The sequence below is a fragment of the Pseudarthrobacter sp. RHLT1-30-1 genome (assembly GCF_059383415.1).
In genome coordinates, this window is the sequence record NZ_JBWZCG010000001.1 from 391887 (window position 1) to 415788 (window position 23902).

General features: G+C 68.3%; 24 protein-coding genes. 6 read left to right on the forward strand and 18 right to left on the reverse strand.

Annotated features, from left to right (window positions below; all coding sequences use genetic code 11):
• Positions 1-45: 45 nt before the first annotated feature.
• From AC50YM_RS01875 to AC50YM_RS01885, 3 genes are read left to right on the forward strand one after another with little or no spacing between them, the layout of a single operon-like run.
• Positions 46-882 (forward strand): A/G-specific adenine glycosylase, encoded by an 837-nt coding sequence (locus AC50YM_RS01875; protein WP_494955302.1) that lies wholly within the window; start codon positions 46-48, stop codon positions 880-882.
• Positions 883-933: 51 nt separating this feature from the next.
• Positions 934-1428 carry a hypothetical protein gene (locus tag AC50YM_RS01880; RefSeq protein WP_494955303.1) on the forward strand — a complete coding sequence of 165 codons (495 nt, stop codon included), beginning with the start codon at positions 934-936 and terminating at the stop codon, positions 1426-1428.
• Between the two features lie 24 nt (positions 1429-1452).
• Positions 1453-2145: a hypothetical protein gene (locus AC50YM_RS01885; protein WP_494955304.1), complete on the forward strand. Its 693-nt coding sequence runs from the start codon at positions 1453-1455 to the stop codon at positions 2143-2145.
• 102 nt (positions 2146-2247) lie between these two features.
• Here the strand turns inward: AC50YM_RS01885 and dhaM are convergent, their stop codons facing one another.
• From dhaM to lysS, 9 genes are all read right to left on the reverse strand, one after another.
• On the reverse strand, positions 2248-2922 hold the full coding sequence (gene dhaM, locus AC50YM_RS01890; protein ID WP_494955305.1) for a dihydroxyacetone kinase phosphoryl donor subunit DhaM: 675 nt from the start codon (positions 2920-2922) through the stop codon (positions 2248-2250).
• On the reverse strand, positions 2919-3545 hold the full coding sequence (gene dhaL, locus AC50YM_RS01895) for a dihydroxyacetone kinase subunit DhaL (protein WP_494955306.1): 627 nt from the start codon (positions 3543-3545) through the stop codon (positions 2919-2921). Before dhaL ends, dhaM begins: the two co-directional genes overlap by 4 nt.
• Before the next feature lie 2 nt (positions 3546-3547).
• Positions 3548-4549, reverse strand: a complete 1002-nt coding sequence (gene dhaK, locus AC50YM_RS01900) for a dihydroxyacetone kinase subunit DhaK (RefSeq protein WP_494955307.1) — start codon at positions 4547-4549, stop codon at positions 3548-3550.
• A gap of 639 nt (positions 4550-5188) precedes the next feature.
• Positions 5189-5698 (reverse strand): amino-acid N-acetyltransferase, encoded by a 510-nt coding sequence (locus AC50YM_RS01905; protein ID WP_494955308.1) that lies wholly within the window; start codon positions 5696-5698, stop codon positions 5189-5191.
• Between the two features lie 103 nt (positions 5699-5801).
• Positions 5802-7937 carry a S9 family peptidase gene (locus AC50YM_RS01910; RefSeq protein WP_494955309.1) on the reverse strand — a complete coding sequence of 712 codons (2136 nt, stop codon included), beginning with the start codon at positions 7935-7937 and terminating at the stop codon, positions 5802-5804.
• Positions 7938-8110: 173 nt separating this feature from the next.
• Entirely contained in the window at positions 8111-10603 is a 2493-nt protein-coding gene (locus AC50YM_RS01915) for an ATP-dependent Clp protease ATP-binding subunit (protein WP_463963320.1), read from the reverse strand.
• 355 nt (positions 10604-10958) lie between these two features.
• Positions 10959-11285 (reverse strand): histone-like nucleoid-structuring protein Lsr2, encoded by a 327-nt coding sequence (locus AC50YM_RS01920; RefSeq protein WP_494955310.1) that lies wholly within the window; start codon positions 11283-11285, stop codon positions 10959-10961.
• A 135-nt stretch (positions 11286-11420) separates the two neighbouring features.
• Entirely contained in the window at positions 11421-11609 is a 189-nt protein-coding gene (locus AC50YM_RS01925; protein ID WP_494955311.1) for a hypothetical protein, read from the reverse strand.
• A gap of 2 nt (positions 11610-11611) precedes the next feature.
• Positions 11612-13144 carry a lysine--tRNA ligase gene (gene lysS, locus AC50YM_RS01930; RefSeq protein WP_494955312.1) on the reverse strand — a complete coding sequence of 511 codons (1533 nt, stop codon included), beginning with the start codon at positions 13142-13144 and terminating at the stop codon, positions 11612-11614.
• A gap of 76 nt (positions 13145-13220) precedes the next feature.
• Here lysS and AC50YM_RS01935 point away from each other — a divergent pair, with 76 nt between their 5' ends.
• From AC50YM_RS01935 to AC50YM_RS01945, 3 genes are all read left to right on the forward strand, one after another.
• Entirely contained in the window at positions 13221-14162 is a 942-nt protein-coding gene (locus AC50YM_RS01935) for an alpha/beta fold hydrolase (RefSeq protein WP_494955313.1), read from the forward strand.
• Between the two features lie 47 nt (positions 14163-14209).
• On the forward strand, positions 14210-14836 hold the full coding sequence (locus AC50YM_RS01940) for a thymidine kinase (RefSeq protein ID WP_494955314.1): 627 nt from the start codon (positions 14210-14212) through the stop codon (positions 14834-14836).
• 93 nt (positions 14837-14929) lie between these two features.
• The gene (locus tag AC50YM_RS01945; protein ID WP_494955315.1) at positions 14930-15763 is read left to right on the forward strand and encodes an alpha/beta fold hydrolase; all 834 of its coding nucleotides are present in this window, start codon (positions 14930-14932) and stop codon (positions 15761-15763) included.
• Between the two features lie 102 nt (positions 15764-15865).
• On the opposite strand, the gene AC50YM_RS01950 is transcribed toward AC50YM_RS01945, so the two are convergent.
• From AC50YM_RS01950 to folP, 9 genes are all read right to left on the reverse strand, one after another.
• On the reverse strand, positions 15866-17398 hold the full coding sequence (locus AC50YM_RS01950) for a DHA2 family efflux MFS transporter permease subunit (protein WP_494955316.1): 1533 nt from the start codon (positions 17396-17398) through the stop codon (positions 15866-15868).
• A 191-nt stretch (positions 17399-17589) separates the two neighbouring features.
• The gene (panC, locus tag AC50YM_RS01955) at positions 17590-18489 is read right to left on the reverse strand and encodes a pantoate--beta-alanine ligase (protein WP_494955317.1); all 900 of its coding nucleotides are present in this window, start codon (positions 18487-18489) and stop codon (positions 17590-17592) included.
• Position 18490: 1 nt separating this feature from the next.
• Positions 18491-19411 carry a Rossmann-like and DUF2520 domain-containing protein gene (locus AC50YM_RS01960; RefSeq protein WP_494955318.1) on the reverse strand — a complete coding sequence of 307 codons (921 nt, stop codon included), beginning with the start codon at positions 19409-19411 and terminating at the stop codon, positions 18491-18493.
• On the reverse strand, positions 19404-20993 hold the full coding sequence (locus tag AC50YM_RS01965; protein WP_494955319.1) for a PH domain-containing protein: 1590 nt from the start codon (positions 20991-20993) through the stop codon (positions 19404-19406). The genes AC50YM_RS01960 and AC50YM_RS01965 overlap by 8 nt, the downstream gene beginning before the upstream one ends.
• A gap of 39 nt (positions 20994-21032) precedes the next feature.
• Positions 21033-21545 carry a PH domain-containing protein gene (locus AC50YM_RS01970; protein WP_494955320.1) on the reverse strand — a complete coding sequence of 171 codons (513 nt, stop codon included), beginning with the start codon at positions 21543-21545 and terminating at the stop codon, positions 21033-21035.
• The gene (locus AC50YM_RS01975; RefSeq protein ID WP_494955321.1) at positions 21526-22047 is read right to left on the reverse strand and encodes a DUF3180 domain-containing protein; all 522 of its coding nucleotides are present in this window, start codon (positions 22045-22047) and stop codon (positions 21526-21528) included. Before AC50YM_RS01975 ends, AC50YM_RS01970 begins: the two co-directional genes overlap by 20 nt.
• Positions 22047-22574 carry a 2-amino-4-hydroxy-6-hydroxymethyldihydropteridine diphosphokinase gene (gene folK, locus AC50YM_RS01980; RefSeq protein ID WP_494955322.1) on the reverse strand — a complete coding sequence of 176 codons (528 nt, stop codon included), beginning with the start codon at positions 22572-22574 and terminating at the stop codon, positions 22047-22049. The genes AC50YM_RS01975 and folK overlap by 1 nt, the downstream gene beginning before the upstream one ends.
• Complete coding sequence (gene folB / locus AC50YM_RS01985; protein WP_494955323.1) at positions 22571-22939, reverse strand: dihydroneopterin aldolase; 369 nt, start codon at positions 22937-22939, stop codon at positions 22571-22573. The genes folK and folB overlap by 4 nt, the downstream gene beginning before the upstream one ends.
• Positions 22940-22953: 14 nt before the next feature.
• On the reverse strand, positions 22954-23892 hold the full coding sequence (gene folP / locus AC50YM_RS01990; RefSeq protein WP_494955324.1) for a dihydropteroate synthase: 939 nt from the start codon (positions 23890-23892) through the stop codon (positions 22954-22956).
• Between the last annotated feature and the right edge of the window lie 10 nt (positions 23893-23902).

The window sequence follows — 23902 nt, forward strand, 5'->3', positions numbered from 1 at the left end:
GCCCGGGATCTGCCGTGGCGGGCTGCCGACTGCACACCGTGGGCTGTGCTGGTGAGCGAGATCATGCTGCAGCAGACACCGGTGGTGCGCGTGCTGCCGGTCTGGGAGGAGTGGCTGCGGCGCTGGCCGGAGCCTGCTGCCCTGGCCCGGGAACCCGCGGGCGAAGCCGTCCGGGCCTGGGGGCGGCTGGGCTACCCGCGCCGGGCGCTGAGGCTGCACGCCGCCGCCGCCGCCATCGGTTCTGACCACGGCGGAAAGGTCCCGGGCACCTACGCTGAACTGATCGAGCTGCCCGGGGTGGGCAGCTACACGGCGGCCGCCGTCGCAGCCTTCGCCTACGGGCGCCGCGAAACCGTGGTGGACACCAATATCCGCCGCGTGCACGCGCGCCTGTTTTCCGGCTCGGCCCTGCCGTCGCAGTCGCTGACCGCCGCGGAAATGCGGCTTGCCGCGCAGGCGCTGCCGGACGGCGCAGGCTCCTCGGTCCGCTGGAATGCCGCTGTGATGGAACTGGGCGCCCTGGTCTGCACGGCGCGGTCGCCGAAGTGCGCGGAATGCCCGGTCAGCGCCTCCTGCGCCTGGCTCGCGGCAGGCGAGCCGCCGCCGACCTACACCCCAAAGGGACAGTCCTGGCACGGAACGGACCGTCAGGTGCGGGGAGCCGTGCTGGCGGTGCTGCGGGTGGCCGAGTCGCCGGTGGCCCCGGAGTTGTTCCAGCGGCCCGCCGCGGACCTGGGCTTCGAAGCAGCCGGGATCGGAATCCCGCTGGCCGCACTGCACCGGCTCAACTCGGCACCGGAGCAGCTGGAACGCGCGCTGGCCGGGCTCGTGGGCGACGGTCTGGCGCAGCTGCACCCCGCCGGCCTCCAGTTGCCGGCCTGAACTCCACCGCCAGCCCCTAGCAGCCCTGTCCTCCCGGAACTACCCTGAAACATGCGCACGTTCACTGCGCTCGTCGGCCTGGCTTGCACCACGCTCCTGGCCGCCGGGTGCCAGCGAGAGACGGCGTGCCCGGACATCGGCCAGGCACCGGTTGTTGCGCTGACCGTAGCGCGGGAGTACGCCGCTTCAGTGCACTCGCTCCGGCTCAAAGCCTGCCAGGACGGGCGCTGCACCGAGGCTGACCTTGAGCTTTTCCCGGGGAGCACCACGGTGGACCAGGGCTGCGAACCCGGGTACGGAAAGGACCGTCCGTGTTCGGCGACGGCCTCACCCGACGGCACCCTTATGGGAATGCTGTTCCTGGATCACCTCACGGAATCCCCCATCGAGGCCAGCGTGGGCGGTACCGGCCCCGGGGGCGTTCCTTTGCCGGGCCGGACCCTGACGTTCACGCCGCGCGTCGCCCACCCGTATGGCGCACAGTGCGGCAGGTTCATCTCGGCCGGAGTGCTGCTCGACGCCGACGGCGTCCGGCAGGCGGGCTAGCCCGCGAGCAGAAAGGGAAACGCCATGAACTCCAAGAACATCCGCCACTGGATCCGGGCAGGGCTGTGGGTCCTCGCCGCCTCGTGGCTCGTCACCGCCTGGGCCACGCTGGAGCCGCAACCGGACCAGGAGAAGGACCCGGATGCCTGGGCCCGGTTTGTCAGCTCCGATTCGTACCACCTGAGCCACCTGCTGGGCAGCACCGCCGGCACCATCCTCGCGATCTTCGGAGTCTTCGCCCTGGGCTGTTGCCTGGCCAACAGCAGGGTCGGCGGCCTGGCCCTGGCAGCAATGGTCAGCACCGCCGCCGGCACGGCCCTACTCCTGGTCCCGGCCGTGATCTCCACCTTTGCCACGCCCGCCATCGGCAAGGCCTACCTGGCCGGAAACCAGGACGTGATGCAGCTGGAATTCCCCGGGACAATGACAGCGGCGTTCCTGCTGGGCCTCCTGCTCGCTTTCCTGGGGAACATACTGCTGGGAATCGCTGTGTGGCGGTCCCACCAGCTGCCACGCTGGGCCGGGGTGCTATGGGCGGCCGGCGCCGCCCTGTTCTACGTCCTGGGCGTCGTCCTCGGGCAGGCGACAACGGGAAGCAGCCTGCCGACCCAGACCGCGGGCGCCCTGCTGATGGCGGTGGCCGGCGGATGGATCGCCTGGAGCGGATCCCGGCAGGCCCAGATGGCACCGGACCTGACTTCGGCCGGCACGGTCTGAAACGGGCACGGCCTGAAAGGGGCACGTTTGAACCGCGGTACGGTCTGGACCCATGCGGCACGAAAACCGTGCGGCAAGAGCCGTGCGGCGGGAACCCGTACGCTAGGGTTCGCCGAAACCCGCCGCGACCAGTCCACGCAGATAGTCGACGGCTCTCGCGGCGTCCGGGCCACTGGCTTCCACGTGCAGCACCGTTCCCTTAGCCGCTCCGAGCATCATCAGCTCCGTCATCGAGGCCCCGTCCGCGCCGTTGACGGTCACCTCGGCGTCCATGCCGGACAGGCCGCCGGCAATCTTCGCCGCCGGGCGGGCATGCATGCCGGCCTGGTTGACCAGTTCAAAGTCCCCGGTCGCCTCCGGGGGCCGGCCCCCGTGCGCATGCGTCGGCGCGGCGGGCGGCCGGTACACCGCTTCCGCGGCTTCCTTCACGGCCTTGGCATCAGCTCCGGCCTGGGCCGCCACGGCCGCGGCGACCAGCCCTTCGACGAGGGGCGCATCGGCGATCAGCACGGCGGAGGGATCCGCCACGAACTCCACCGCGGACTCGGCCGTCATCACGGCCGAACCCAGGTCCGTGAGGACGACGATGCCGTCGCTGTTCGCGTCCGCTGCCTGTTCCAGCGCGGCCATGACCCGCTCGAGGCTGGTGCCGATCCGGCCGTCGTCGGTGCCGCCGGCGGGGAGGATCAGGACGTCGGGCGCCATCTGGGCGGCAAGCTCGACGGCGCCGTCGGCAATCTTTTCACTGTGGGAGACGACGACGAGCTTGACTGTCATTCCGCTGCCCCGACCGCGGCCCGCAGGATCAGGGCGGTCGACACCGCGCCCGGGTCCCGGTGGCCGATACTGCGCTCCCCCAGGTAGCTGGCGCGTCCCTTGCGGGCGAGCATCGGGTCGGTGGAGACGGCACCGGCTTCGGCTGCCTCCGCGGCGGCCGCCAGGACCTTGTGCACATCGCTGTCTCCGGCCGCGGCGGCGGCCGCGTCAACGGCGGGGGTCCACGCATCAACCATCGTCTTATCGCCGGATTCTGCCTTGCCGCGGGCCACGATCCCGTCCCGTGCGGCCTGGAACGCCGAGGCGAGGGTGGCGGCGTCGACGTCGGCTGCGTCGCCCAGCGCCGTGGCCGCACGGAGGAAGGCCGTGCCGTAGAGCGGCCCCGCGGCCCCGCCGACCTTCGACATCAGCGTCATGGCGGTCAGCTTGAGCGCCGCCCCCGCCGTTTCCGGCGGCGCTTCGGCGAGCTTCGCCATCACCGCCTTGAAGCCGCGGTCCATGTTCTCACCGTGGTCCGAATCGCCGATCGGCCGGTCCAGTTCGATGAGCTCTTCCCGGTGCTCAGCCATGGCCTCGGCCGAGAGCGTCAGCCACCGGACAGCCCAGTTGACGTCCAGCCCCACGGTCAGACGCCCCAGCGGAGGGCCGGGGTGTGCACGGGAGCGTCCCAGAGCGCAGTCATCTCGTCGTCGAGGCGCAGGACGGTAATGGAGCAGCCCTGCATTTCGAGGGCGGTGATGTAGTTGCCGACCAGCGAGCGTGCCACCGTGATGCCCTTCTCGGCCAGCTGTTGCGCGGCGCGGCGGTAGACGATGTAGAGCTCACTCTGCGGGGTGCCACCCATGCCGTTGACGAACAGGAGCACGTTGTCCCCGGACGCCACACCCAGGTCGCTGATGACGGGTTCCAACAGTCGGTCGGTGATGCCGTCGGCGTTCTCCATCGGAATCCGCTTCCGGCCGGGTTCGCCGTGGATGCCGATGCCGATCTCGATCTCGTTTTCCTCCAGCATGAAGCTTGGCGCCCCGGCATGCGGGACCGTGCAGGCAGTCAGCGCGACGCCCATACTGCGCACGTTCTGGTTGACGCGGTCGCCGATCGCGGCCACGGCGTCCAGGCTGTCGCCCCGTTCGGCAGCGGCACCAGCGATCTTCTCCACGAGGACCGTTCCGCCGACGCCCCGGCGGCCGGCGGTGTAGAGCGAGTCCTGCACGGCGACGTCGTCGTTGACCAGCACCGTGCGGATCTGCACCCCCTCGGCCTCGGCCAGCTCGGCGGCTGTCTCAAAGTTCAGGACATCCCCGGTGTAGTTCTTCACGATATGCACGACGCCGGCGCCGGCGTTGACGGCGAGCGTGGCGGGAAGGATCTGGTCGGGTGTGGGCGAGGTAAACACGGCGCCCGGGACGGCGGCGTCGAGCATTCCCATGCCGACGTAGCCGCCGTGCAGCGGCTCATGCCCGCTGCCACCGCCGGAGACCAGTCCGACTTTCCCTGCCACGGGCGCGTCCTTGCGCACGATGTACTTCGGGTCCGCGAAGACGGTCACGAGGTCGGCATGGGCAAGCCCGAAACCCTCCACTGACTCGTCAACCACTGCGCGGGGATCATTGATGAGCTTCTTCATGGCTGTGCTCCCTGGATGGTGTCCTGGCTTGCTTGCTCACCCTACTACCGGGGCCCCTGCCAGCGGTAGGCTCCGAATTCCCGACTTCAGCAGCGGAAACGCGGTTCCGTGGCATGACAGCCCGGAGCGGAATGTTCTGGAGCCGGCGTCACGTTCCCTTGTCAGCCGATAACGGGAAATTAGGCCAGGCATCCCCGCCCAGCCAGGAGAACGGCGGCGCGGCTTGCCGCCCAAAACTAGTCTCAGCTGCCGGGCCGGCACCCGGGCCGGCAGCGAGGCGCAGAGGTGGAGCCTGCAGGTCCTGAGCGGGCGCTTCCCCGGCGTTCGGTTCCGAGGCGCGGTGAGCTGCAGCCGCGCCGTTCATCGTCATTTGGAAAGCGGAGAAATCTGGAAAAACGGCGCGCTCGTGCAATTTCTTGCCTCCGGAAGTCGGGTGGTCCACCCCCTGGACCGCCGTCAGTTTATCCATCATATTTACATATGGGAAGTGGCAGTCGAATTTTGTCCTGCGCGGCGCCGCCGACAGCCGTCAAAGCAGTTGCTGTCGAGGCGGCGGTAGTCGGGCCAGGCGTAGCCGAGCCAGACGCCGTCGGGCCAGGCGTAGCCGAGCCAGACGCCGTCGGGCCGGACGCCGTCGAACTACAGGGTTTTGATCATCCGGGTGTTGCCGAGCGTGTTGGGCTTTACCCGGGCGAGGTCCAGGAATTCGGCCACACCCTCATCATGGGAGCGCAGCAGCTCCGAATACACTGCGGGGTCGACGGCGGTCTGGTCGGCCATGACATCAAAGCCGTGCCTTTTGAAAAAGTCCACCTCGAAGGTCAGGCAGAACACGCGGGAGACGCCCAGCGCCTTAGCCTCCTCCAGCAGGCGCTCCACAAGCAGGTGCCCCACGCCCTTGCCCCGCCAGGCGTCCGATGTTGCGAGCGTGCGCACTTCGGCGAGGTCTTCCCACATAACGTGCAGCGCTCCGCAGCCGATCACTTCGCCGTCCGGGGATTCGGCGATCCGGAATTCCTGCAGGCTTTCGTAGTACGCCACAGTTTCCTTGGCCATCAGGATCCGCTGATCAGCCAGGGGCGCCACGAGCGTCTTGATCGCCCCGACATCGCTGGTGCGGGCAGGGCGGATGCGGATTGTCTCAGTCACCACCCAATCCTACGGCGGCGCTTGCCTGTGCCTGGGAAGTCTCCCGACGTCCGTTCGAAGGAGGCTGCGCCATGCCCAACCTCCTTCGCCGGTCGGCAGCCGCCTAAAGTCCCAGCTCGTCCGGTACCGGCAGATCCTTGTCCAGCAGGTTCCTTGCAAGGAAGTGCTCGACGACGCCGTACCAAACCTTGGCGTGCTGCGGCTGCAGAATCCAGTGGTTTTCGTCCGGGAAGTAGAGGAAGCGGTGCTCGGTCTCGCCGTTTTCGTCGGCGGGGAGCCGGGACTTGGCAAGGAGTTCGTACCAAAGCCGCAGGCCCTCGCCGATCGGGACGCGGTAGTCCTTGTCGCCATGGATAACGAGCATCGGGGTGCTGATGTTCGCCACGTGCAGGTGCGGGGAGTTCGCCAGCGCCATCTCGGCCGTCATCTCCTTGAGCCAGTACTGCGCGGCGTCGGTAGTGGGCCCGAACTGGTCCAGCGCCCAGAGACTGGCGTGGGTGACGATCGCCCTGAAGCGGTCCGTGTGGCCGGCCACCCAGTTGGCCATGTAGCCGCCGAAGGACCCGCCCATGGCGGCTGTGCGGGTCTCATCGATGTCCGGCCGCTGCACGACGGCGTCGGTGATGGCCATCAGGTCGGTGAACGGCGCATTCCCCCATTCGCCCCAGCCGCGCTGGATGTGGTGCTGGCCGTAGCCGGTGGACAGCGCCGGGTCCGGCAGCAGCACGGCATAGCCGCGGGCCACGAGCAGCCAGGGATTCCAGCGCCAGGTCCAGGCGTTCCAGGATCCGAGCGGGCCGCCATGGATCCAGAGCAGCAGCGGCGCCGGGCTGCCGGCGGATGCACCTTCCGGGAGGGCCAGGTACGCCGGCACGCGGGTGCCGTCCGGCGCCGTCGTCGCCACCCGTTCCAGCGCGCCCTTGTAGTGCGGGCGCTCTGCGGGGGCCGGGAGACGGAGGACGTCGCCGCTGGCGAGGTCGATCCGCACGGCTTCGGGCGGGAACTCGTAGGAGCTGCGCAGCGCGTAGGCGGTGCGCCCGTCGGGGGCGGCCACGACGTCGGTATACGCGGCGGTGTCGGCGGTCAGGCGGGCGACCTCGCCGGCTCCCCCGTCTCCGGTCACGCTGATTCGGAAGACCGGCGAGGCGCCGTCCTCGTCGGCGGTGACGAGCAGGGCCGAGCCGTCCGGCAGCCAGGTGGCCGGGCGGGGCCAGCGGTCCCAGCCGTGCGCGAGGGGCGTCAGGGCGGTTTCGCCCGCCGGTCCCGGTCCGGACGCACCGCCGGCGACGTCGAGCAGGTGCAGCCTGACCTGCGGGGCCTCCTCCGGTGTCGTGCCGCTTTCGCTGACCACCACAAGGGTCGAGTTGTCGGGGCTGACCGGCCCAGGGAAGTAGCTCATTCCCTCGGTATCCAGCAGGACGGTTCGGGTGCCGGTGGCGACGTCGATCGCGATAAGGACAGACCGTGAGTCCGCGCGTGCGAGCGGCTTGTCGAAGCTGCTGTAGATCGTCTTCCCGTCCGGGCTGACCGCCGACTGGGCATCCCGAAGTCCGGCGCCGGCGTCGGGGGTGAGGTTGCGGAGCGTCAGCGGCGCCACGGCGTCCACTGTTGCCGGTTTGCCGGGTTGCGGCTCGGCGCCCGGTTCGACGGCGAAGAGCCGCGGCTGGGCGGGGCCCAGGTCGGCGTCCCAGTAGCGGACGGGATATCCACTGTGCAGGATGGCGGCGACTTTGTTGTCCTTGCGCGCCTTGCGGCGTTCCTCATCGCTGTCCTCGTCCGTGGCACCGGCGAGCACGGAGGCGTTGACGAAGAGGGCACCGGTCTGCCTGGCGGCCAGGAGTCCGCTGATTCCACCGGCCCGGGTCAGCACGACGCGGGCCTCGCCGCCGTCCGCGGGCAGCATCCACAGGGCGTTGACAGGATCCGCGTCGGGGGTCTCCGGGTCGGGGCGCGCGGAACTGAAGTAGAGGTCACCGCCTCCGGCAAACACGGCGCCGGCCTCACCCTTTGCACTCCGGGTGACCCGGCGGGCCTGCTTGCGCCCCTCCGGATCAAGCTCCCACAGGGCGGTGCCGTATTCGGTGCCCTTTGCGTTCAGCGTGGCCACAGTGGTGACCAGCCTGCTGCCGTCGGGGCTCAGCGCCAGGCCGCTGACCCGCGGGATGGCGAGGTAATGGTCCAGGTCGTGGAAGGGTGTCTCGGGTTTTTCGTTGAGTGTCGCTGAATCGTCGGAAGCCATGCCCCGATTCAACACCCCAGCGTGGCCCCGGTCACGCAAATTCACTAAGAGTGAAACGCTGCTTTCAGAAGAGGCCCTGGGCTGACTGGATGCCGCCGTCGTCGGGCTGAAGGAGGTGACAACGCAACGGCCCCGCCTCCGTTTCCGGAAGGCGGGGCCGTTGGCTTGACTGCCTAGACGCTCGGAGCGATCTCCGGGATGCGCGGCTTGGTGTTGCCGGCGAAGGTGAACTTGGCGTCGTCGCCTTCGCCGTCCACATCCACTACAACGATGTCGCCGGCGTGGATTTCGCCGAAGAGGATCTTCTCGGAGAGCTGGTCCTCGATCTCGCGCTGGATGGTCCGGCGCAGCGGCCGGGCACCCATGGCGGGGTCGTAGCCGCGGGTTGCCAGCAGGATCTTGGCCGCGGGCGTGAGCTCGATGCCCATGTCCTTGTCCTTGAGCCGCTTCTCCAGCCGGCCGACGAACATGTCCACGATCTCGATGATTTCGTCCTGGGTCAGCTGCGGGAAGACCACAACGTCGTCAACACGGTTCAGGAACTCGGGGCGGAAGTGCTGCTTGAGTTCCTCCGTGACGCGGGCCCGCATCCGGTTGTAGCCGGTCTGCGTGTCCGTGCCGGACTGGAAGCCGGTGGCAACGCTCTTGGAGATGTCGCGGGTGCCGAGGTTGGTGGTCATGATGATCACGGTGTTCTTGAAGTCCACCACGCGGCCCTGGGAGTCGGTCAGGCGGCCGTCTTCCAGGATCTGCAGCAGCGAGTTGAAGAGGTCGGCGTGGGCCTTCTCCACTTCGTCGAACAGGACCACGGAGAACGGACGACGGCGGACCTTCTCGGTCAGCTGCCCGCCCTCCTCGTAGCCCACGTAGCCCGGAGGGGCACCGAAGAGACGCGACACCGTGTGCTTCTCCGAGTACTCGGACATGTCCAGGGTGATCAGGGCGTCTTCCTCGCCGAAGAGGAATTCGGCCAGGGCCTTCGCGAGTTCGGTCTTGCCGACGCCGGTGGGGCCGGCGAAGATGAACGAACCGCCCGGACGCTTCGGGTCCTTCAGGCCAGCACGGGTGCGGCGGATCGCCTGGGACAGGGACCTGATGGCCTCGTTCTGGCCAACAACACGTTTGTGCAGCTCGTCTTCCATCTTCAGCAGTCGCGAAGACTCTTCCTCGGTCAGCTTGAAGACCGGAATGCCGGTGGAGTTCGCCAGCACCTCGGCGATGAGATCCTCATCCACCTCGGAGATGTCGTCCATGCCGCCGGTCTTCCACTGGCGTTCCTTCTCGGCACGCTCGGCAATGAGCTTCTGCTCCTTGTCCCGCAGCGAGGCGGCACCTTCGAAGTCCTGCGCGTCTATCGCGGATTCCTTCTCCAGCTTCATGGCTGCGATCTTCTCGTCCATGATCTTGAGCTCCGGCGGAGCGGTCATCCGGCGGATGCGGAGGCGTGCGCCGGCCTCATCAATCAGGTCGATCGCCTTGTCCGGCAGGAAACGGTCCGAGATGTAGCGCTCGGAGAGGCTCGCCGCCGACGCGAGGGCGCCGTCGGTGATGGTGACACGGTGGTGCGCCTCGTACCGGTCGCGGAGGCCCTTGAGGATTTCGATCGCGTGCGCGACCGAAGGCTCCTTGACCTGGATCGGCTGGAAACGGCGCTCCAGCGCGGCGTCCTTCTCGATGTGCTTGCGGTACTCGTCCAGCGTGGTGGCACCGATGGTCTGCAGCTCACCGCGGGCCAGCATGGGCTTCAGGATCGAGGCCGCATCGATGGCACCCTCAGCGGCACCGGCACCGACGAGGGTGTGGATCTCGTCGATGAACAGGATGATGTCGCCGCGGGTGCGGATCTCCTTGAGGACCTTCTTGAGGCGCTCTTCGAAGTCACCGCGGTAGCGGGAGCCGGCCACGAGGGACCCAAGGTCCAGCGTGTACAGCTGCTTGTCCTTGATGGTCTCCGGGACGTCGCCGCGGACGATCGCCTGGGCAAGACCCTCGACGACGGCGGTCTTGCCGACGCCGGGCTCGCCGATCAGCACGGGGTTGTTCTTCGTGCGGCGCGAGAGGACCTGCATAACGCGTTCCATTTCGGATTCGCGCCCGATGACCGGGTCCAGCTTGTTCTCCCGGGCAGCCTGGGTCAGGTTGCGGCCGAACTGGTCCAGGACAACGGAACCGGCGGGGGTTCCTTCGGCCTGGCCCGGGCCAACACCGGCTCCGGTGGTTTCCTTGCCCTGGTAACCCGAAAGCAGCTGGATCACCTGCTGGCGGACACGGTTGAGGTCCGCACCGAGCTTGACCAGCACCTGCGCGGCAACGCCTTCACCCTCGCGGATGAGGCCGAGCAGGATGTGCTCGGTTCCGATGTAGTTATGGCCCAGCTGCAAGGCCTCGCGGAGCGAGAGTTCCAGGACCTTCTTGGCGCGGGGGGTGAAGGGGATATGTCCGGACGGGGCCTGCTGGCCCTGCCCGATGATCTCCTGCACCTGCTCGCGAACGCCGTCGAGCGAAATGCTCAAGGACTCAAGGGCTTTGGCAGCAACACCTTCACCTTCATGGATCAGACCCAAGAGGATGTGTTCGGTACCGATGTAATTGTGGTTCAGCATGCGTGCCTCTTCTTGGGCAAGCACAACTACGCGACGGGCACGGTCCGTAAATCGCTCAAACATTTCGCCACACTCCTAGCTACGAATACTTTGATGCTACGTGCCCGGGTTCAAGATTTGGGGCTTGTTCGCCACAGGGGAAACCGGGACGCCGCGGCCGCGTCACATCAGGGGCATGTGGCGGCGCGAACGCGGAGCGGCTCGGCCCTCCGGCGGCGACCGCTCAGCCCTCCGACGGCGGCCGCTCTGCGATCCGACGACGGCGGCCGCTCAGCGCGACCGCGTCCCACGGGGCGTCCCGACGTCGGCATACTCAGCACGCGCACCTCATGAGAAAAGCCCCCGCCGGAGAGCGGGGGCTTTTGTCAGAGTTATTGCACAACGGAGCTCAGGGTGCGCACACCGTCCGGTCTTCCAGTTAGGAATTCGCCTTTTGGTAGGCTTCCTGAATTTCAGCCTGGATGCGGCCGCGGCTGTTTACCGCGTAGCCGTTATCGCGGGCCCACTGCCGGATCTGGGCGGAGTCCTGATTCCGGCCGGATGAAATCTTGGTGCGGGTGGGGCGGCCGCTTGAGGTCTTGCGCGCATGGGCTACAAACCGCTCCACTGACGACCGCAGCGCCGCAGCATTGTCCGAAGACAGGTCGATCTCGTAGCTGACACCGTCCAGGCCAAACCTCACGGTCTCATCCGCGGAACCCCCGTCGAGATCATCAACGAGGATGATTTTTACTTTCTGAGCCATAACTCCCTTTCCAAAAGGATGAGTATTAGGGAAAAGCGGGATCTATCTACTTGAAAGTATCCTCTGCTTTATGGCAATGAGTCAAAGTGAAATGGGCTTTCCAAAGGAAAACCCAAGGTTTTGAATATCCGGCTATTACTTCTGGCCGTTGGAATGACCGTCGCTGCGGGGGGTATCAGAGGCCTTGGCATTTGCGTCCGCTTCCGCCTGCGCACGCGCTTCGGCCTGGCGCTCGGATTTGTCCGCATTGAAAATCGATTTCATGGCAAACCAGAAAATCAGGCCGACCACAACGGAGGGAAGCAATACGGCTACGTACTCCATGATCAGTGTCCTTCCGGCTTCAGCAGCGGGAACAGGATGGTCTCGCGGATACCGGCGCCGGTGAAGAGCATAACCAGCCGGTCGATGCCCAGGCCGATACCGCCCATGGGCGGAGCGCCGTACTCCAGGGCCCGGAGGAAGTCCTCGTCCAGCTGCATGGCCTCGACGTCGCCGGCGGCGGAGCGGCGGGACTGCTCGGTGAGCCGCTCGCGCTGGATCACCGGGTCAATCAGCTCGGAGAAGGCCGTGCCGCGTTCCATCCCGCCGATGATGAGGTCCCACGCTTCGATCAGCCGGTCATCCTCGCGGTGCTGGCGGGCCAGCGGCTGGGCGGACGGCGGGTAGTCGTAGACGAAGGTCGGGTTCAGCAGTGTGGGTTCAACAAGCTCACCGAAGAGTTCCACCACGAGCTTCTCGGCATCCCAATTGGCGTCGACCTTGACCTCGTGCCTGGTAGCGAGCGCCAGCAGCTCCGACACCGGGGTTTCCGGGGTGACTTCCTGGCCCACGGTTTCGGAGAGTCCCGGGTAGACCGCCATCCAGGCCCAGTCGCCGTCGAGGTTGATCTCCCCGGCCTCGGTCTGCAGGACGCGGCCCACGCCGGCCGCGTCGGCGGCGTCGAGGATGAGTTCCTTGATGCGGTCGGCCATGACGAACTGGTCGGCCCAGGCCTCGTAGCTTTCCAGGGTGGTGAATTCCGGGCTGTGGGTGGAGTCCACACCTTCGTTGCGGAAGACCCGGCCCATGTCGTAGACGCGGTCGATGCCGCCGACGACGGTTCGCTTGAGGTACAGCTCGGTGGCGATCCGCAGGGTCATCCTCTGGTCGAACGCGTTCATGTGCGTCTCGAAGGGACGGGCCGTGGCGCCGCCGTGGACCAGCTGCAGCATCGGGGTTTCCACCTCGACATAGCCCTGGCGGTGCAGGGTCTCGCGGATGGAACGGGTGATGGCTGCCCGGGTGTAGACCATTTGGCGTGCTTCGTCGCGGACGATCAGGTCCACGTACCGCTGGCGGACGCGGGTTTCCTCGTTGAGCTCGGCGTGCAGCACCGGCAGCGGGCGCAGCGCCTTGGAGGCCATGGACCAGGACCCGGCCATGACCGAGAGCTCGCCGCGCCGCGAGGAGATGACCTCGCCCTTGACGAACACGTGGTCGCCGAGGTCCACGAGGGCCTTCCAGTCGGCGAGGGCGTCCTCCCCGATGTTGGCCAGGCTCAGCATGACCTGCAGCCGGACGGCTTTGCCGTCCACGCCACCCTCCTGGAGCGTGGCGAAGCAGAGCTTGCCGGTGTTGCGGATGAAGACGATGCGGCCGGTGACACCGACGACGTCGCCCGTGGTTTCGTCGGCCTCAAGGTGCGCGTACTTCTCCCGGATGTCGCCCAGCGAATGGGTGCGCTCAACACCCACCGGGTACGCCTCGATGCCGCGTTCGATCAGCCTGGCGCGCTTCTCCATACGGATGCGCGTCTGCTCGCTGGCGTCGTGGGAGTCGGCGGCGGTATTCGGGGCGGAAGTGTTTTGGGAAGTCACAATCCCCAAGTTTACCGGGGTTTCTGCCGGGGCAGGTCCCGCGCAGCTGTGGCCGGTTGCGGAATAGACTCAGGCTGTGGAGACGCGGACCATCAGCACCGACGACGGCGAGGGGCAGCTCGAGCTGCATTCCTTCGGTCCGGCCGCCGGGCCTGAGCGGGACGGGCCTGCCGCCACCGTGCCGGGATCGCCGCCCCGGGACCCGGGACCCGGCATCGTCGTCGTGCACGGCACGCTTGTCACCGATGCGCTGTACCGCCCGTTTGCGCGGAAGCTCGGAAAGCTGCTGGGGCGTCCGGTGCATTGCTACAACCGGCGCGGGCGGGCCGGGTCCTCTCCGCAGCCGGCCGGCTATTCCGTGTCCACGGAGGTCAGCGACCTGGCTGCGGTGCTGCGGGAGACGGGCTCGTGCGACGTCGTGGCGCACAGCTACGGCGGTTTCGTGGCCCTGCAGGCCGCCCGGACGTTATCGATCCGCCGGATGGTGACCTATGACGCAGCGGTTTCCTTGTCCGGCAACCTGACCCGGCGCTGGCGGCCCGAGCTGGAGCGTTCGGTGGCCGCCGGGCAGCTCGACGACGCGTGGGCGCACCTGGTCCAGGGCCTCGAGACGGCCGGGCCGGTGTCAAAACTCCCGCTCGGCGCTTTGCGGATGCTCAGCATCCTCTCCGCCCGGACCAGTACCGGCGCCGAGATGCGTGAACTGCTGCCCACCGCCGTCGCGGAAATGCGGGCGGTGCTGGACGCCGACGCCGAACTGGCCGACTTCGCTGCGGTGACCAGCCCCACGCTGATGCTGAGCGGCGGCTGGAGCCCCGAGTATTTCGCCGACACCGGCCGTCAGCTCGCCGCCGACGTCCCTTCGATTGAGTTCGCTGTGCTGCCCGGGCAGCTGCACGAGAGCCCGCTCCGGCCCGGCATCAGGCTTCCGCGGGCTGCTGCGAGGTTCCTCCTTGCCGGCGAAGGGGTCCTGCGGCCACTCTCGGCACGCAGGCCGCGGCTCAGGCTGGGCCGCTGAGGGGCGCGCCTTTACAATCGGTGGGCGACCCTTTCGAAAGGACCCCTTTGGCCAAGCTCTACTTCCGCTACGGCGCGATGAACTCCGGCAAGTCGACGGGCCTGCTGCAGGCTGCCTTCAATTATGAGGAACGCGGCCAGCGGGTGCTGCTGGCGAAGCCGGACGTGGACACCAAGGGCGACGCCGACGTGGTGTCCCGGCTGGGCATGACCCGCTCGGTGGACTTCCTGATCCCGGCCGGGGCATCCGCCCGCGGCGTGTTCACCGCCCATGCCCACGGGGATGACCCGGACGCCCTCCTGGAGCACGTGGAGACCCAGCCGGTAGCGTGCCTGCTGGTGGACGAGGCACAGTTCCTGGAACCGGATCAGGTGGACGACCTGTTCCGGATCGCCGTCCTGGACAACGTTCCGGTGCTGGCCTACGGCATCCGCACCGACTTCCGCACCCGAGCGTTCCCGGGATCGCTGCGCCTCCTTGAAATCGCACACACCCTCGAGGAACTCAAAACCATCTGCCGCTGCGGCCGCAAGGCCATCTTCAACACCCGCCGGGCCGGGGACCAGGTGGTCTTCGACGGCGACCAGGTCGCGATCGACGGCCAGGACGTCTGGTATGAATCCCTCTGCGGCTCCTGCTACCTCGAGGTCTCCGGCGGCCGGCTGGGGAACTAGGGCCCGCCACGCCTGACCGCGCCTGAATTGCCCCAGCGACCCCCGCAGGTGGACCTACTGCGCCGTAGCTGCAGGCTCGGCTAGGCTCGGAGCATGACCCGCGAGAACATCAGAACCCCCGATGGTGGAACGATCGAGCTTTTCAGCACGGGCGCCGAGCTTGCCTCGGCGGGCTCGGGCGTCGTCGTCGTTCCGGCCTCAATGGTGACCGCCGCCGACTACACCCGCTTCGCCCAGAAGCTCAGCGCATCCCTGGGGCGGCCGGTGCATACCTTCAACCGGCGCGGCCGCGGCTCCTCATCCCCGCAGCCGGAGGACTACACCCTCGATGTGGATATCAAAGACCTCGACGCCGTGATGAAGCACACCGCCAGTACTGACGTCTTCGGGCACAGCTTCGGCGGAGCCGTGGCGCTGCACGCCGCCCGCACGCTGCCGGTGGAACGCCTCGCAGTCTACGACCCGGCCGTTTCCGTGAACCACAGCGTCACCGCCGACTGGACCGCCGAATATGAGAAAGCGACGGCGGCGGGCGACGACGACCGCGCCCTCGCAGTGCTGCTCAGGGGCCTGGAGACCGGCAGCGCACTGTCCCGGATGCCGCTGTCCATGCTGACGCTGGCGAACAAGCTGTCGGCCGGCACGCCGATCGGCAAGCAGATGCGCGAGCTGATGACGACCGGCGTCCGTGAGATCAAGGCCATCATCGCCGCGGACATGCCGGCCGAGCCGTTCCTGGAGCTGCCGCTGGAAACGCTGATTGTCGTGGGCGAGAAGAGCCCGGCGTACTTCGGCGTGGCCTGCGGCCAGATCCACGACGTGCTCTCCGGCTCCAGCTACACGATCCTGCCGGGCATGGGACACGACGGCGTCAACAAGGCGCCGGACAAACTGATCTCCGCGCTCAGCGAGTTCTTCGCCAGCTGACTGCCCTCCCCCACACCAAGCAACGCGGGGTCACGTAGCGCCCATTCCGGCCGGCCGGAGGGACGCTACGTGACCCCGCGTTGGGTTGAGGGCGTGGGGTGCCTAGTGGAAGGCGGGCTGTTCCGCTGCGACGGTCTTTCGCATCATGGCGGCCAGGACGACGGCGGCCAGTGCGATGACCGATGCCGTGAGGAACGCCGCGTGCATTCCCGCGACGATTCCGGCGCCGGCGGACACCGCAGCGAATATTGAGACGAGCAGTGCCGTCCCGGCGGCTCCCGCGACTTGCTGCAGGGTGCTCATGATCGCCGAACCGTGTGAGTACAGGTGCGGGGGCAGCGGGTTCAAGCCCGTGGTGAACGCCGGAGTGAAGATCAGGGCCAGTCCCAGGCTGAGTCCCACATACAACGCGACGATCCACGCGACAGGCGTTTCCGCGTCGAGCAGTGAGAACTGGAAGAGGGCCACGACCAGGAGGATCGAGCCGGAAACCGTCAGCGGCAGCGGGCCGATCTTGTCGAAGAGCCGCCCGATGAACGGGCCCAGCAGGCCCATCGCGAGGCCGCCGGGCAGCAGGGTCAGCCCTGTTTCCAGCGATGTCAGGCCGCGGATTTCCTGCAGGTACAACGGCAGCAGGATCACCGCACCGAACAGGGCGATCATGGCAACCACAAGGAGCAGCACGGACACCGTGAACATCCGGAAGTTGAAGGCGCGGAGGTCCAGCAGCGGCGCCTCAGACGCCTGCAACCGCAACTGCCGGAGCACAAACGCGACCATGGCGATCACGCCCACGGCCAGCGCAATGACTGCGGGCGCGCCGGGGCCGCCTTGCCCGCCGCCGATCTGGCTCAGTCCGTAGACGAGGCCGCCAAAGGCAGGAACGGTGAGCAGCACGGAGGGCACGTCGAGCCGGGTTGATTCCTTTTCGCCGATGTTGGTCAGGAACCTCGCTCCGATCGCGAAGGCGGCCAGGGCGATCGGCAGGACAAAGACGAACAGGAAGCGCCAGGAGAAGTGCTCAAGGATAAAGCCGGAAACCGTGGGGCCCATGGCCGGCGCCACTGAAATGGCGATGCTGACGTTGCCCATCACGAAGCCGCGGCGCGCCACCGGGACCAGCGTGAGGATGGTGGTCATCAGCAGCGGGAGCATGATGGCCGTGCCGCCGGCCTGGACGATCCGGGCGAGCAGGAGGATCTCGAATCCCGGCGCCAGCGCCGCCAGCAGCGTGCCGCCGGAGAACAGACCCATGGCGAGCATAAAAACGGCGCGGGTGGACAGCCGCTGCAGGATGAAGCCCGTTGTCGGGATCACGATGGCCATCGTGAGCATAAAACCGGTCGACAGCCACTGCACGGTGGGGGCGGTGACCCCGAGATCGACCATCAGCCGCTGGAGCGCGACGTTCATGATGGTTTCGTTCAGGATAACCACGAAGGTGGCCACCAAAAGGGTGGCGATTACAGTAACCGACTCCCGGGACATCTTTGCCGGCGCCGCCGGAGGTCCCTGAGGTACCTGTGGTGCGGACCTTGCGGGTGGAGTTGGCGCTTCCGGGGCAGCAACAGCCGCGCCGGAAACCGTGCCCTGCGCGGGATCGCCGGCGGGCTGTGAAGAGACGTCTGTAGACATGGGGGTTCCCTCAGGGAGTTTTTGAATTGGGGTCTGCGAGCGTCGTCGTTGACTCATCCTCCAACAACCCGGTCCAGCAAGTAATTCCCGCCGCCGTAAAAACAACGCGGAGTCAGATCCGGCCCAAGTTTGGGCCCGGCATGGGCGCTACCTGACCCCGCGTTGGTGTGCGTTGGTGTGGGTTGGTGTGGTCAGGAGTCCAGCGGGACGTTGTCGATCAGCCGGACCGGGCCGACCTTGGCCGCGATCAGCACCAGGCCCTCGCCGCGGAACGGGGTTTCCCGGCAGTTCTCGGCCAGCGGTTCGAGGGTGCCGGGGTCCACCACATCGAAGTAGTCCAGTTCCACCAGCGGCTGGGACTCCACCAGCGCACGTGCGGACTCAAGGTCCAGCGGCTGGTGGGCGTTGGCCCGTTCCTCAACCAGCCGCAGCGCCCGCGACAGCACCAGGGCCGCCTCGCGCTCCTCGGCGGAGAGGAAACGGTTGCGGCTGGAGAGCGCAAGACCGTCTGCGGACCGCACGATCGGCACCGGCACGATCTCGACCGGGAAATTCAGATCCGCCACCATTCGCTTGACCAGGGTCAGTTGCTGGGCGTCCTTCTGGCCGAAATATGCCCGGTACGCCGGCAGTTGCCCGCCCGTGGCCGCGCCGGGCGTTCCGTAGTGCAGCAGCTTGGCCACCACGGTCAGGGCACCGTCGAAGTGCCCCGGCCGGGACGTCCCCTCCCACTTATCGGCCATGGGGCCTGAGCTGATCCGCACCCGGGGTTCCCCGCCGGGGTAGACCTCGTCCACGTCCGGGGCGAACACCAGGTCCACGCCCGCGGCGTCCAGCAGCGCCAGGTCCGCCTCCAGGGTCCGGGGGTAGCGTTCCAGGTCAACGGCCTCGCCGAACTGCAGCGGATTCACGAAGATGCTCACCACCACCACGTCGTTCTGTTCGACGGCGGTGCGCGCCAGCTCGGCGTGGCCCTCGTGCAGGGCGCCCATGGTGGGCACCAGACCCTGTGAGGAGCCGTCCTTCGCCTGGAGCAGGCGGGCGCTTTCGGCCCGGAGCTGGGCGGCCGTGGTCACGAGTTGGATCGCCACGTTAGGGACCTTCCTTAGGGTTGTTGCCAGTGCCGTCCGGTCGCTCGAGCGCCTGCGCGACGTCGTCGAGTTGCTCCGGCTTCAGCAGGCCCCGGCGTCCTGCCCGGCGGGCCGTCGCCCGGGCCATGGCCAGGTACGCCTCCAGAATATCGCCGCCCGAGCCGCCGTCGTGCTCCCGCAGGGACTCGGCATGCGCGGCCACGGTGCCCACATCCCCGCGGGCCACCGGCCCGGTCAGGGCCGCTTCGCCCGAGGCGAGCGCATTCTCCAGGGTCGCGCGCAGCAGCGGTCCCAACATGCGCTCGGGGGATTCGACGCCGATCTCCCGGAGCAGCTGCGAGGCCTGCGCGACCAGGGTCACGAGGTGGTTTGAGCCGTGCGCCAGGGCCGCGTGGTAGATCGTGCGGTCAGCCTCGGCGATCGCGACCGGTTCAGCGCCCATCTCCACCACGAGGGCCTGCGCAATGGGCAGCATCGCAGCGTCCGCAGTGACGCCAAAGGTGCAGTCCAGCAGCCGGGTCAGGTCCAGGCTCATCCCGGTGAAGGTCATCGCCGGGTGCAGCGCCAGCGGGATGGCCCCGGCCGCGCGGATCGGATGCAGGATCCCGACGCCGAACCGCCCGGAGGTGTGCGCAACGAGCTGTCCCGGCTGCCAGGCACCAAGCTTCGCCAGGCCCTCGACAAGCGGTCCCAGCGCGTCGTCCGGCACGGCCAGGAGCACCAGTTCGGCGCGCTCGACGATGTCGGGCACATCCAGCACGGGGACACCGGGGAGCAGGGCATCGGCGCGTTCACGGCTGGCCTCCGAGACGGCTGAGACACCGATGATGGCGTGCTCCGCGCCGCGCAGCGCCGCCCCCAGGACCGCGCCGACCTTGCCGGCGCCGATAATTCCGATGCCGAGTCGTCCTGGTTTAGCCATGCTGCCGGTCGTCCTGCCTGTTGGGATCTGCGCTGGGGAGGGGTTCTGCGGTGTTGGTTTCTGCGCTGTGGAGGGGTTCCGCGACAGGGGAAGGTTCCGCCACGAGCGCCCGGACCTCGTCGAGCCAGTGCTCGCTGGTCTGGCGTTTGCGCGCGGCCCGGGCGCGGGCCGCCTGTGCATCCAGCAGGGCACGCCCCTCGTCCAGGCCGGCCTGGATCAGCCGCGGGGACACCGGTCCGGCGGTGGTGTGCAGCACCAGGTCCGCTACCCGGAAGCGCCGGGCCAGCGGACCCTGCTCCAGCGACATCGACTGGGTGCGTTGGTGCGGGACCACCACGAGGTGCCGCCACCAGCGGCCCGAGCGGATCAGCAGGGCAGTGTCGGTGGCGGTGACGCCATTGCGCCGCCAGCCCAGCGGTGCCAGCAGCCGGGCGCGCCGCGGGGTGGTGACGAAGCCGCCGTCGTCCGTCCCCGCCGCCGGGTCCGCGAGGCCGTTAATGCCGGCAGTGAAGACCCGCACCGGGTCGGGGGTGCCCGGATCGGGCAGGACCAGGGAAAGCATCGTGAGGACATCGGGGAAGGTCCCTACCGGCAGCAGCGTGGTCCGGGAAGAGCTTTCGCCGTTGCTTCCGGCCGCGCCGTAGCCGGCGACGTTGACTTGGATCCGGTACCAGCCGAAAATCCGCCAGAGCGGCGGCTGGCTGACCCGCAGCGCCTGGATCCGGCCGGGCGGCACGGTCTGCGCCTGGGTGTCCAGCAGCCCGTAACGCAGCCGGATGCCGTCCGGGGAAATGGCGGCCGTGAAGTTGTAGCCCTTGTTGAAGGAGTTCCAGTACGCGGCTGCCAGGCCCAGGGCGGCCGGGATCAGGTAGAGGTAGAAGCCGCGGTTCTCGGTCACGGCGGAGAGCAGCACGGACGCGGCGGCGCCCAGGACCACCCCGGCGCTTTGTTCGCTGAGGAGCAGCGAGCCGACAAGCCGCGGCGGCGGGACGGTCAGCACGGCGTGTTCGGGGGCTTCTGCGGCAGCGGCCCCGGGGCTCGCCGGATCCGGCACCGCCCCGGCGGCGCGGGCCAGGATCGTGGCCCGGAGCTGCCGGGCTTCGTCCATCCGGAGATAGGCGAGCCGCACGGCGGACTCGCCGGCGTCGGCCACCTCGAATTTGAGCTCGGCCAGCCCGAAGATCCGGGCCAGCAGCGGCTGCACGATGTCGATCGCCTGGACCCGGTCCAGCCTGGCCTGCCGCTGCTGCTTGAAGAGGAAGCCGGTGTTCAGCCGGACGTAACCTTCGGCCACCTGGTAGCGGGTGAAGTACCAGCTCAGGATGTAGCCGAGCACGGTGAGCAGCAGCAGGATGCCGCCGCCGAGCAGCAGCCACGGCGCCCGGCCCGCGAACTGTTCATCCACGAGGGGTCCGCCCTGGAGCATCCGCTCAAAGGTGTCGCGGAAGAAGAAGAACCCGATGGCGGCCAGCGCCACCCAGCCGCGCACGAACGGTGAGGCCGGGTGCACCCGCAGCCACGCGACGTCGGGTGTTCCCGCCTCGGCGCCGGCGGTCGCTTCCGGTGCCACGTCCGGCTTCACAGCGGGACCTTCACAGCGGGAGCCTCACAACGAAACCCGTCACAGTCCGGCCAGCCGGGCTTCACCGCGGGCGGAGAGCTGCTCGCGGAGCCGGGCACCCTCGGCGGCGGGCAGTCCCGGGATCTCGGCGTGGGTCCCGGCGGAGGCGGTGTGCAGTTTCAGTGTGCACAGGCCCAGGCTGCGTTCCACCGGTCCGGCGCCGATGTCCACGTACTGCATCCGGCCGTAGGGAACCACGAGCGTGCGCTGGAAGAACATGCCGCGGCGGACCAGCAGGTCATCCTCACGTTCGGCGTAGCCGATGGCGCGGACCTGGCGCGGAATGAGCAGGAGCCGCCACAGGGCCAGGACCAGCATCACGGCGGGGGCGGCGACGGCCAGCCACAGCGGGAAGGACTGCCACCAGCCGCCGGCGACCAGCAGCAGCGGAACGCAGAGCAGCGCCACGACGACGAGGTTGGCCAGCGCCCAGCTGGCGAGCCGCACCGTCACGTACTTGGGTGAGACGCGCAGCCAGGTGATGCCCGGCGGATCAATCGCCTCGGTACGCATATTCACCCTCCGACTTGGGCTTGCGCTTTTCCTGCAGGCCCGGCGCCGTGTCGCCGTCGCTGTCCTCGGGGGGTATCCGGCAGAACCGCTCCACCATCAGCCCGACCACAATCATCACCAGTCCGCCGCCGGCCATGGCCAGGGCCTGCCACGCGAGGGTCTGGTCACTGCGCAGGTTCCAGAGCCGCAGCTGGTCCACGAAGATCCCGGCATGCCAGCCCAGCAGCACGCTGCCCGTGTAGGCCCCGGCCTGGGCGAGGACAAGGGTCCAGGCGGCGAGGAACGGGTTGAGCATCTTCTTTTTGTTGCCGTTCCGCCAGCGCAGCACCCGGATGCCCAGCACCAGGGTGAGCACCACGATCACGCCCATCGTGAGGAGACCGTTCAGCGGCAGCACGGGGGTGTTCAGGCTGTAGCGGGTGGTCAGCAGGGCCGCCAGCCAGCCGAGGATCCCCACGGCCACGCCGATCAGCAACAGCACCAGCGGGTTGGTCAGTTTCATCACTCCACCGCCCTGGCCACGCCGTGCAGGTTTTCGAAGCCGTCGAAGGGGATGAGGTCGGCGAAGTCGGCGGCCTTAACCGCGAGCTCGCCGACGCGTTCGCCGTTCAGCTCGGCTGCCGGGTCCATCAGCGACCAAGGGTACAGCACGAACGCCCGCTCGGCCGCGCGCGGGTGCGGAAGTGTCAGCTCCGGGTCGGAACTCACCAGTTCCCCGTAGGTGATGATGTCGACGTCGAGGGTGCGCGGGCCCCAGTGGATGTCGCGGACCCGGTGGTGTTTTTGTTCCACTGCGTGGCAGTGCCGCAGCAGCTCCAGGGGTGTCAGCGTGGTGTCCACGGCGATCACCATGTTCAGGAAGTCCGGCTGGCCGGCCGGCCCGCCGACGGCTTTGGTCTGGAAGATCGGTGAGATCGCCTGGAGCCGGACCTCGGGCGGGTCGACGATGTCCGCGACCGCCGCGGACAGGGTGTCGCTGCGCGCCCCGAGGTTGCTGCCGAGCGCAAGGACGGCCCGGGTGTAGGTCATTGCTGGTCCTGCCGGGTCCGCCGGACGCTGACGGAGACATCGCCGAACTCGACTTCGATCGGAGCCTTGGGTTTGTGCACGGTGATGTCCACCGTGGCGACGGGGAACTTCGCCAGCACGTCCTCGGCGATCCGCACGGCCAGGGCCTCGATCAGGTTCAGCGGCGCCCCCGTGATCCAGCTCCGGATGCATTCAGCGACTTCGCCGTAGTGCGCGGTGTCCAGCACGTCGTCGGACGCCGCGGCCCGGCTGAAGTCCAGGTGCAGCACGGCGTCGACGACGAACGGCTGCCCGTTGCGCCGCTCGAAGTCATGTACTCCGTGATGGCCGACGGCGGTGACGCCGCTCAGCGTGATCTGGTCCATGGTGGCCTGTCAGATCAGTGCTGGCCGGGCGCGGCAGCCGGCGGATGCGCCGGGGCCAGGCGGGCAGCGACCTTGACGGCGTCGAGGCTGGAGACGACGTCGTGCACACGGACCCCCCAGGCGCCCCGGTAGGCGCTGACGGCGGTCACGGCGGCAGTGGCGTCGTCGCGTTCGGCCGGTGCGGCGGCCTTCCCGGCCACGGTCAGGAGGCTGCCGAGGAACCGCTTGCGGGAGGCAGCGACCAGAACCTTGTGCCCCATTGCCTGCAGGACGTCCAGGCGGCGCAGCAGTTCCCAGTTCTGCTCCTCGTTCTTCGAGAAGCCCAGTCCCGGATCCAGGATGATCTGTTCCGGGGCGACGCCGGCCGCGTACAGCTTGTCGCGGACGCCGGCGAGTTCCGCCGCGACGTCCGCCGCGATGTCCGTGTACTCGGTCAGGGAGTCCATGGTGCTGGCGTTGCCCCGGCGGTGCGTGAGGATGTAAGGGGCCTTGCTGCGGGCCGCGAGTTCCGCCATTTCCGGTTCGATGGTCAGCCCGGAGACGTCGTTGATGATCACGGCCCCGGCGGCCAGCGCCGCTTCGGCGGTGGCGGCGTGGGTGGTGTCGATGCTGACGAGGGCGCCGGCCTTCACCAGGGCCTGGATCACGGGCAGGACCCGCCGCTGTTCTTCTTCGACGGAGACCTCGACGGCCCCCGGACGGGTGGATTCGCCGCCGACGTCGATGATGTCTGCTCCGGCGTAGAACATCCGCAGGCCCGCGGCGATGGCGGTGTCCGCGGTGGCGTGCTTGCCGCCGTCGCTGAAGGAATCCGGGGTGACATTGACGATCCCCATCACCAGCGTCCGGTCGGTGGGGAGGTCCGCGAATTTCGCCGCCGGCCGGGGCTTGCGCAGGACGGGCATGGGCGAGGTCGCGGGTCCGGTTCCGGGGGCTGCAGCCAGGGAGTCCATTGTCTGTGTT

Bases quoted from the DNA above. Each gene is read 5' to 3' on its own strand.
- AC50YM_RS01880 (WP_494955303.1), top strand. From the start codon at position 934: ATGCGCACGTTCACTGCGCTCGTCGGCCTGGCTTGCACCACGCTCCTG.
- AC50YM_RS01885 (WP_494955304.1), top strand. From the start codon at position 1,453: ATGAACTCCAAGAACATCCGCCACTGGATCCGGGCAGGGCTGTGGGTC.
- dhaM (WP_494955305.1), bottom strand. From the start codon at position 2,922: ATGACAGTCAAGCTCGTCGTCGTCTCCCACAGTGAAAAGATTGCCGAC.
- dhaK (WP_494955307.1), bottom strand. From the start codon at position 4,549: ATGAAGAAGCTCATCAATGATCCCCGCGCAGTGGTTGACGAGTCAGTG.
- AC50YM_RS01910 (WP_494955309.1), bottom strand. From the start codon at position 7,937: ATGGCTTCCGACGATTCAGCGACACTCAACGAAAAACCCGAGACACCC.
- AC50YM_RS01915 (WP_463963320.1), bottom strand. From the start codon at position 10,603: ATGTTTGAGCGATTTACGGACCGTGCCCGTCGCGTAGTTGTGCTTGCC.
- AC50YM_RS01920 (WP_494955310.1), bottom strand. From the start codon at position 11,285: ATGGCTCAGAAAGTAAAAATCATCCTCGTTGATGATCTCGACGGGGGT.
- AC50YM_RS01925 (WP_494955311.1), bottom strand. From the start codon at position 11,609: ATGGAGTACGTAGCCGTATTGCTTCCCTCCGTTGTGGTCGGCCTGATT.
- AC50YM_RS01945 (WP_494955315.1), top strand. From the start codon at position 14,930: ATGACCCGCGAGAACATCAGAACCCCCGATGGTGGAACGATCGAGCTT.
- AC50YM_RS01950 (WP_494955316.1), bottom strand. From the start codon at position 17,398: ATGTCTACAGACGTCTCTTCACAGCCCGCCGGCGATCCCGCGCAGGGC.
- AC50YM_RS01960 (WP_494955318.1), bottom strand. From the start codon at position 19,411: ATGGCTAAACCAGGACGACTCGGCATCGGAATTATCGGCGCCGGCAAG.
- AC50YM_RS01970 (WP_494955320.1), bottom strand. From the start codon at position 21,545: ATGCGTACCGAGGCGATTGATCCGCCGGGCATCACCTGGCTGCGCGTC.
- AC50YM_RS01975 (WP_494955321.1), bottom strand. From the start codon at position 22,047: ATGAAACTGACCAACCCGCTGGTGCTGTTGCTGATCGGCGTGGCCGTG.
- folK (WP_494955322.1), bottom strand. From the start codon at position 22,574: ATGACCTACACCCGGGCCGTCCTTGCGCTCGGCAGCAACCTCGGGGCG.
- folB (WP_494955323.1), bottom strand. From the start codon at position 22,939: ATGGACCAGATCACGCTGAGCGGCGTCACCGCCGTCGGCCATCACGGA.
- folP (WP_494955324.1), bottom strand. From the start codon at position 23,892: ATGGACTCCCTGGCTGCAGCCCCCGGAACCGGACCCGCGACCTCGCCC.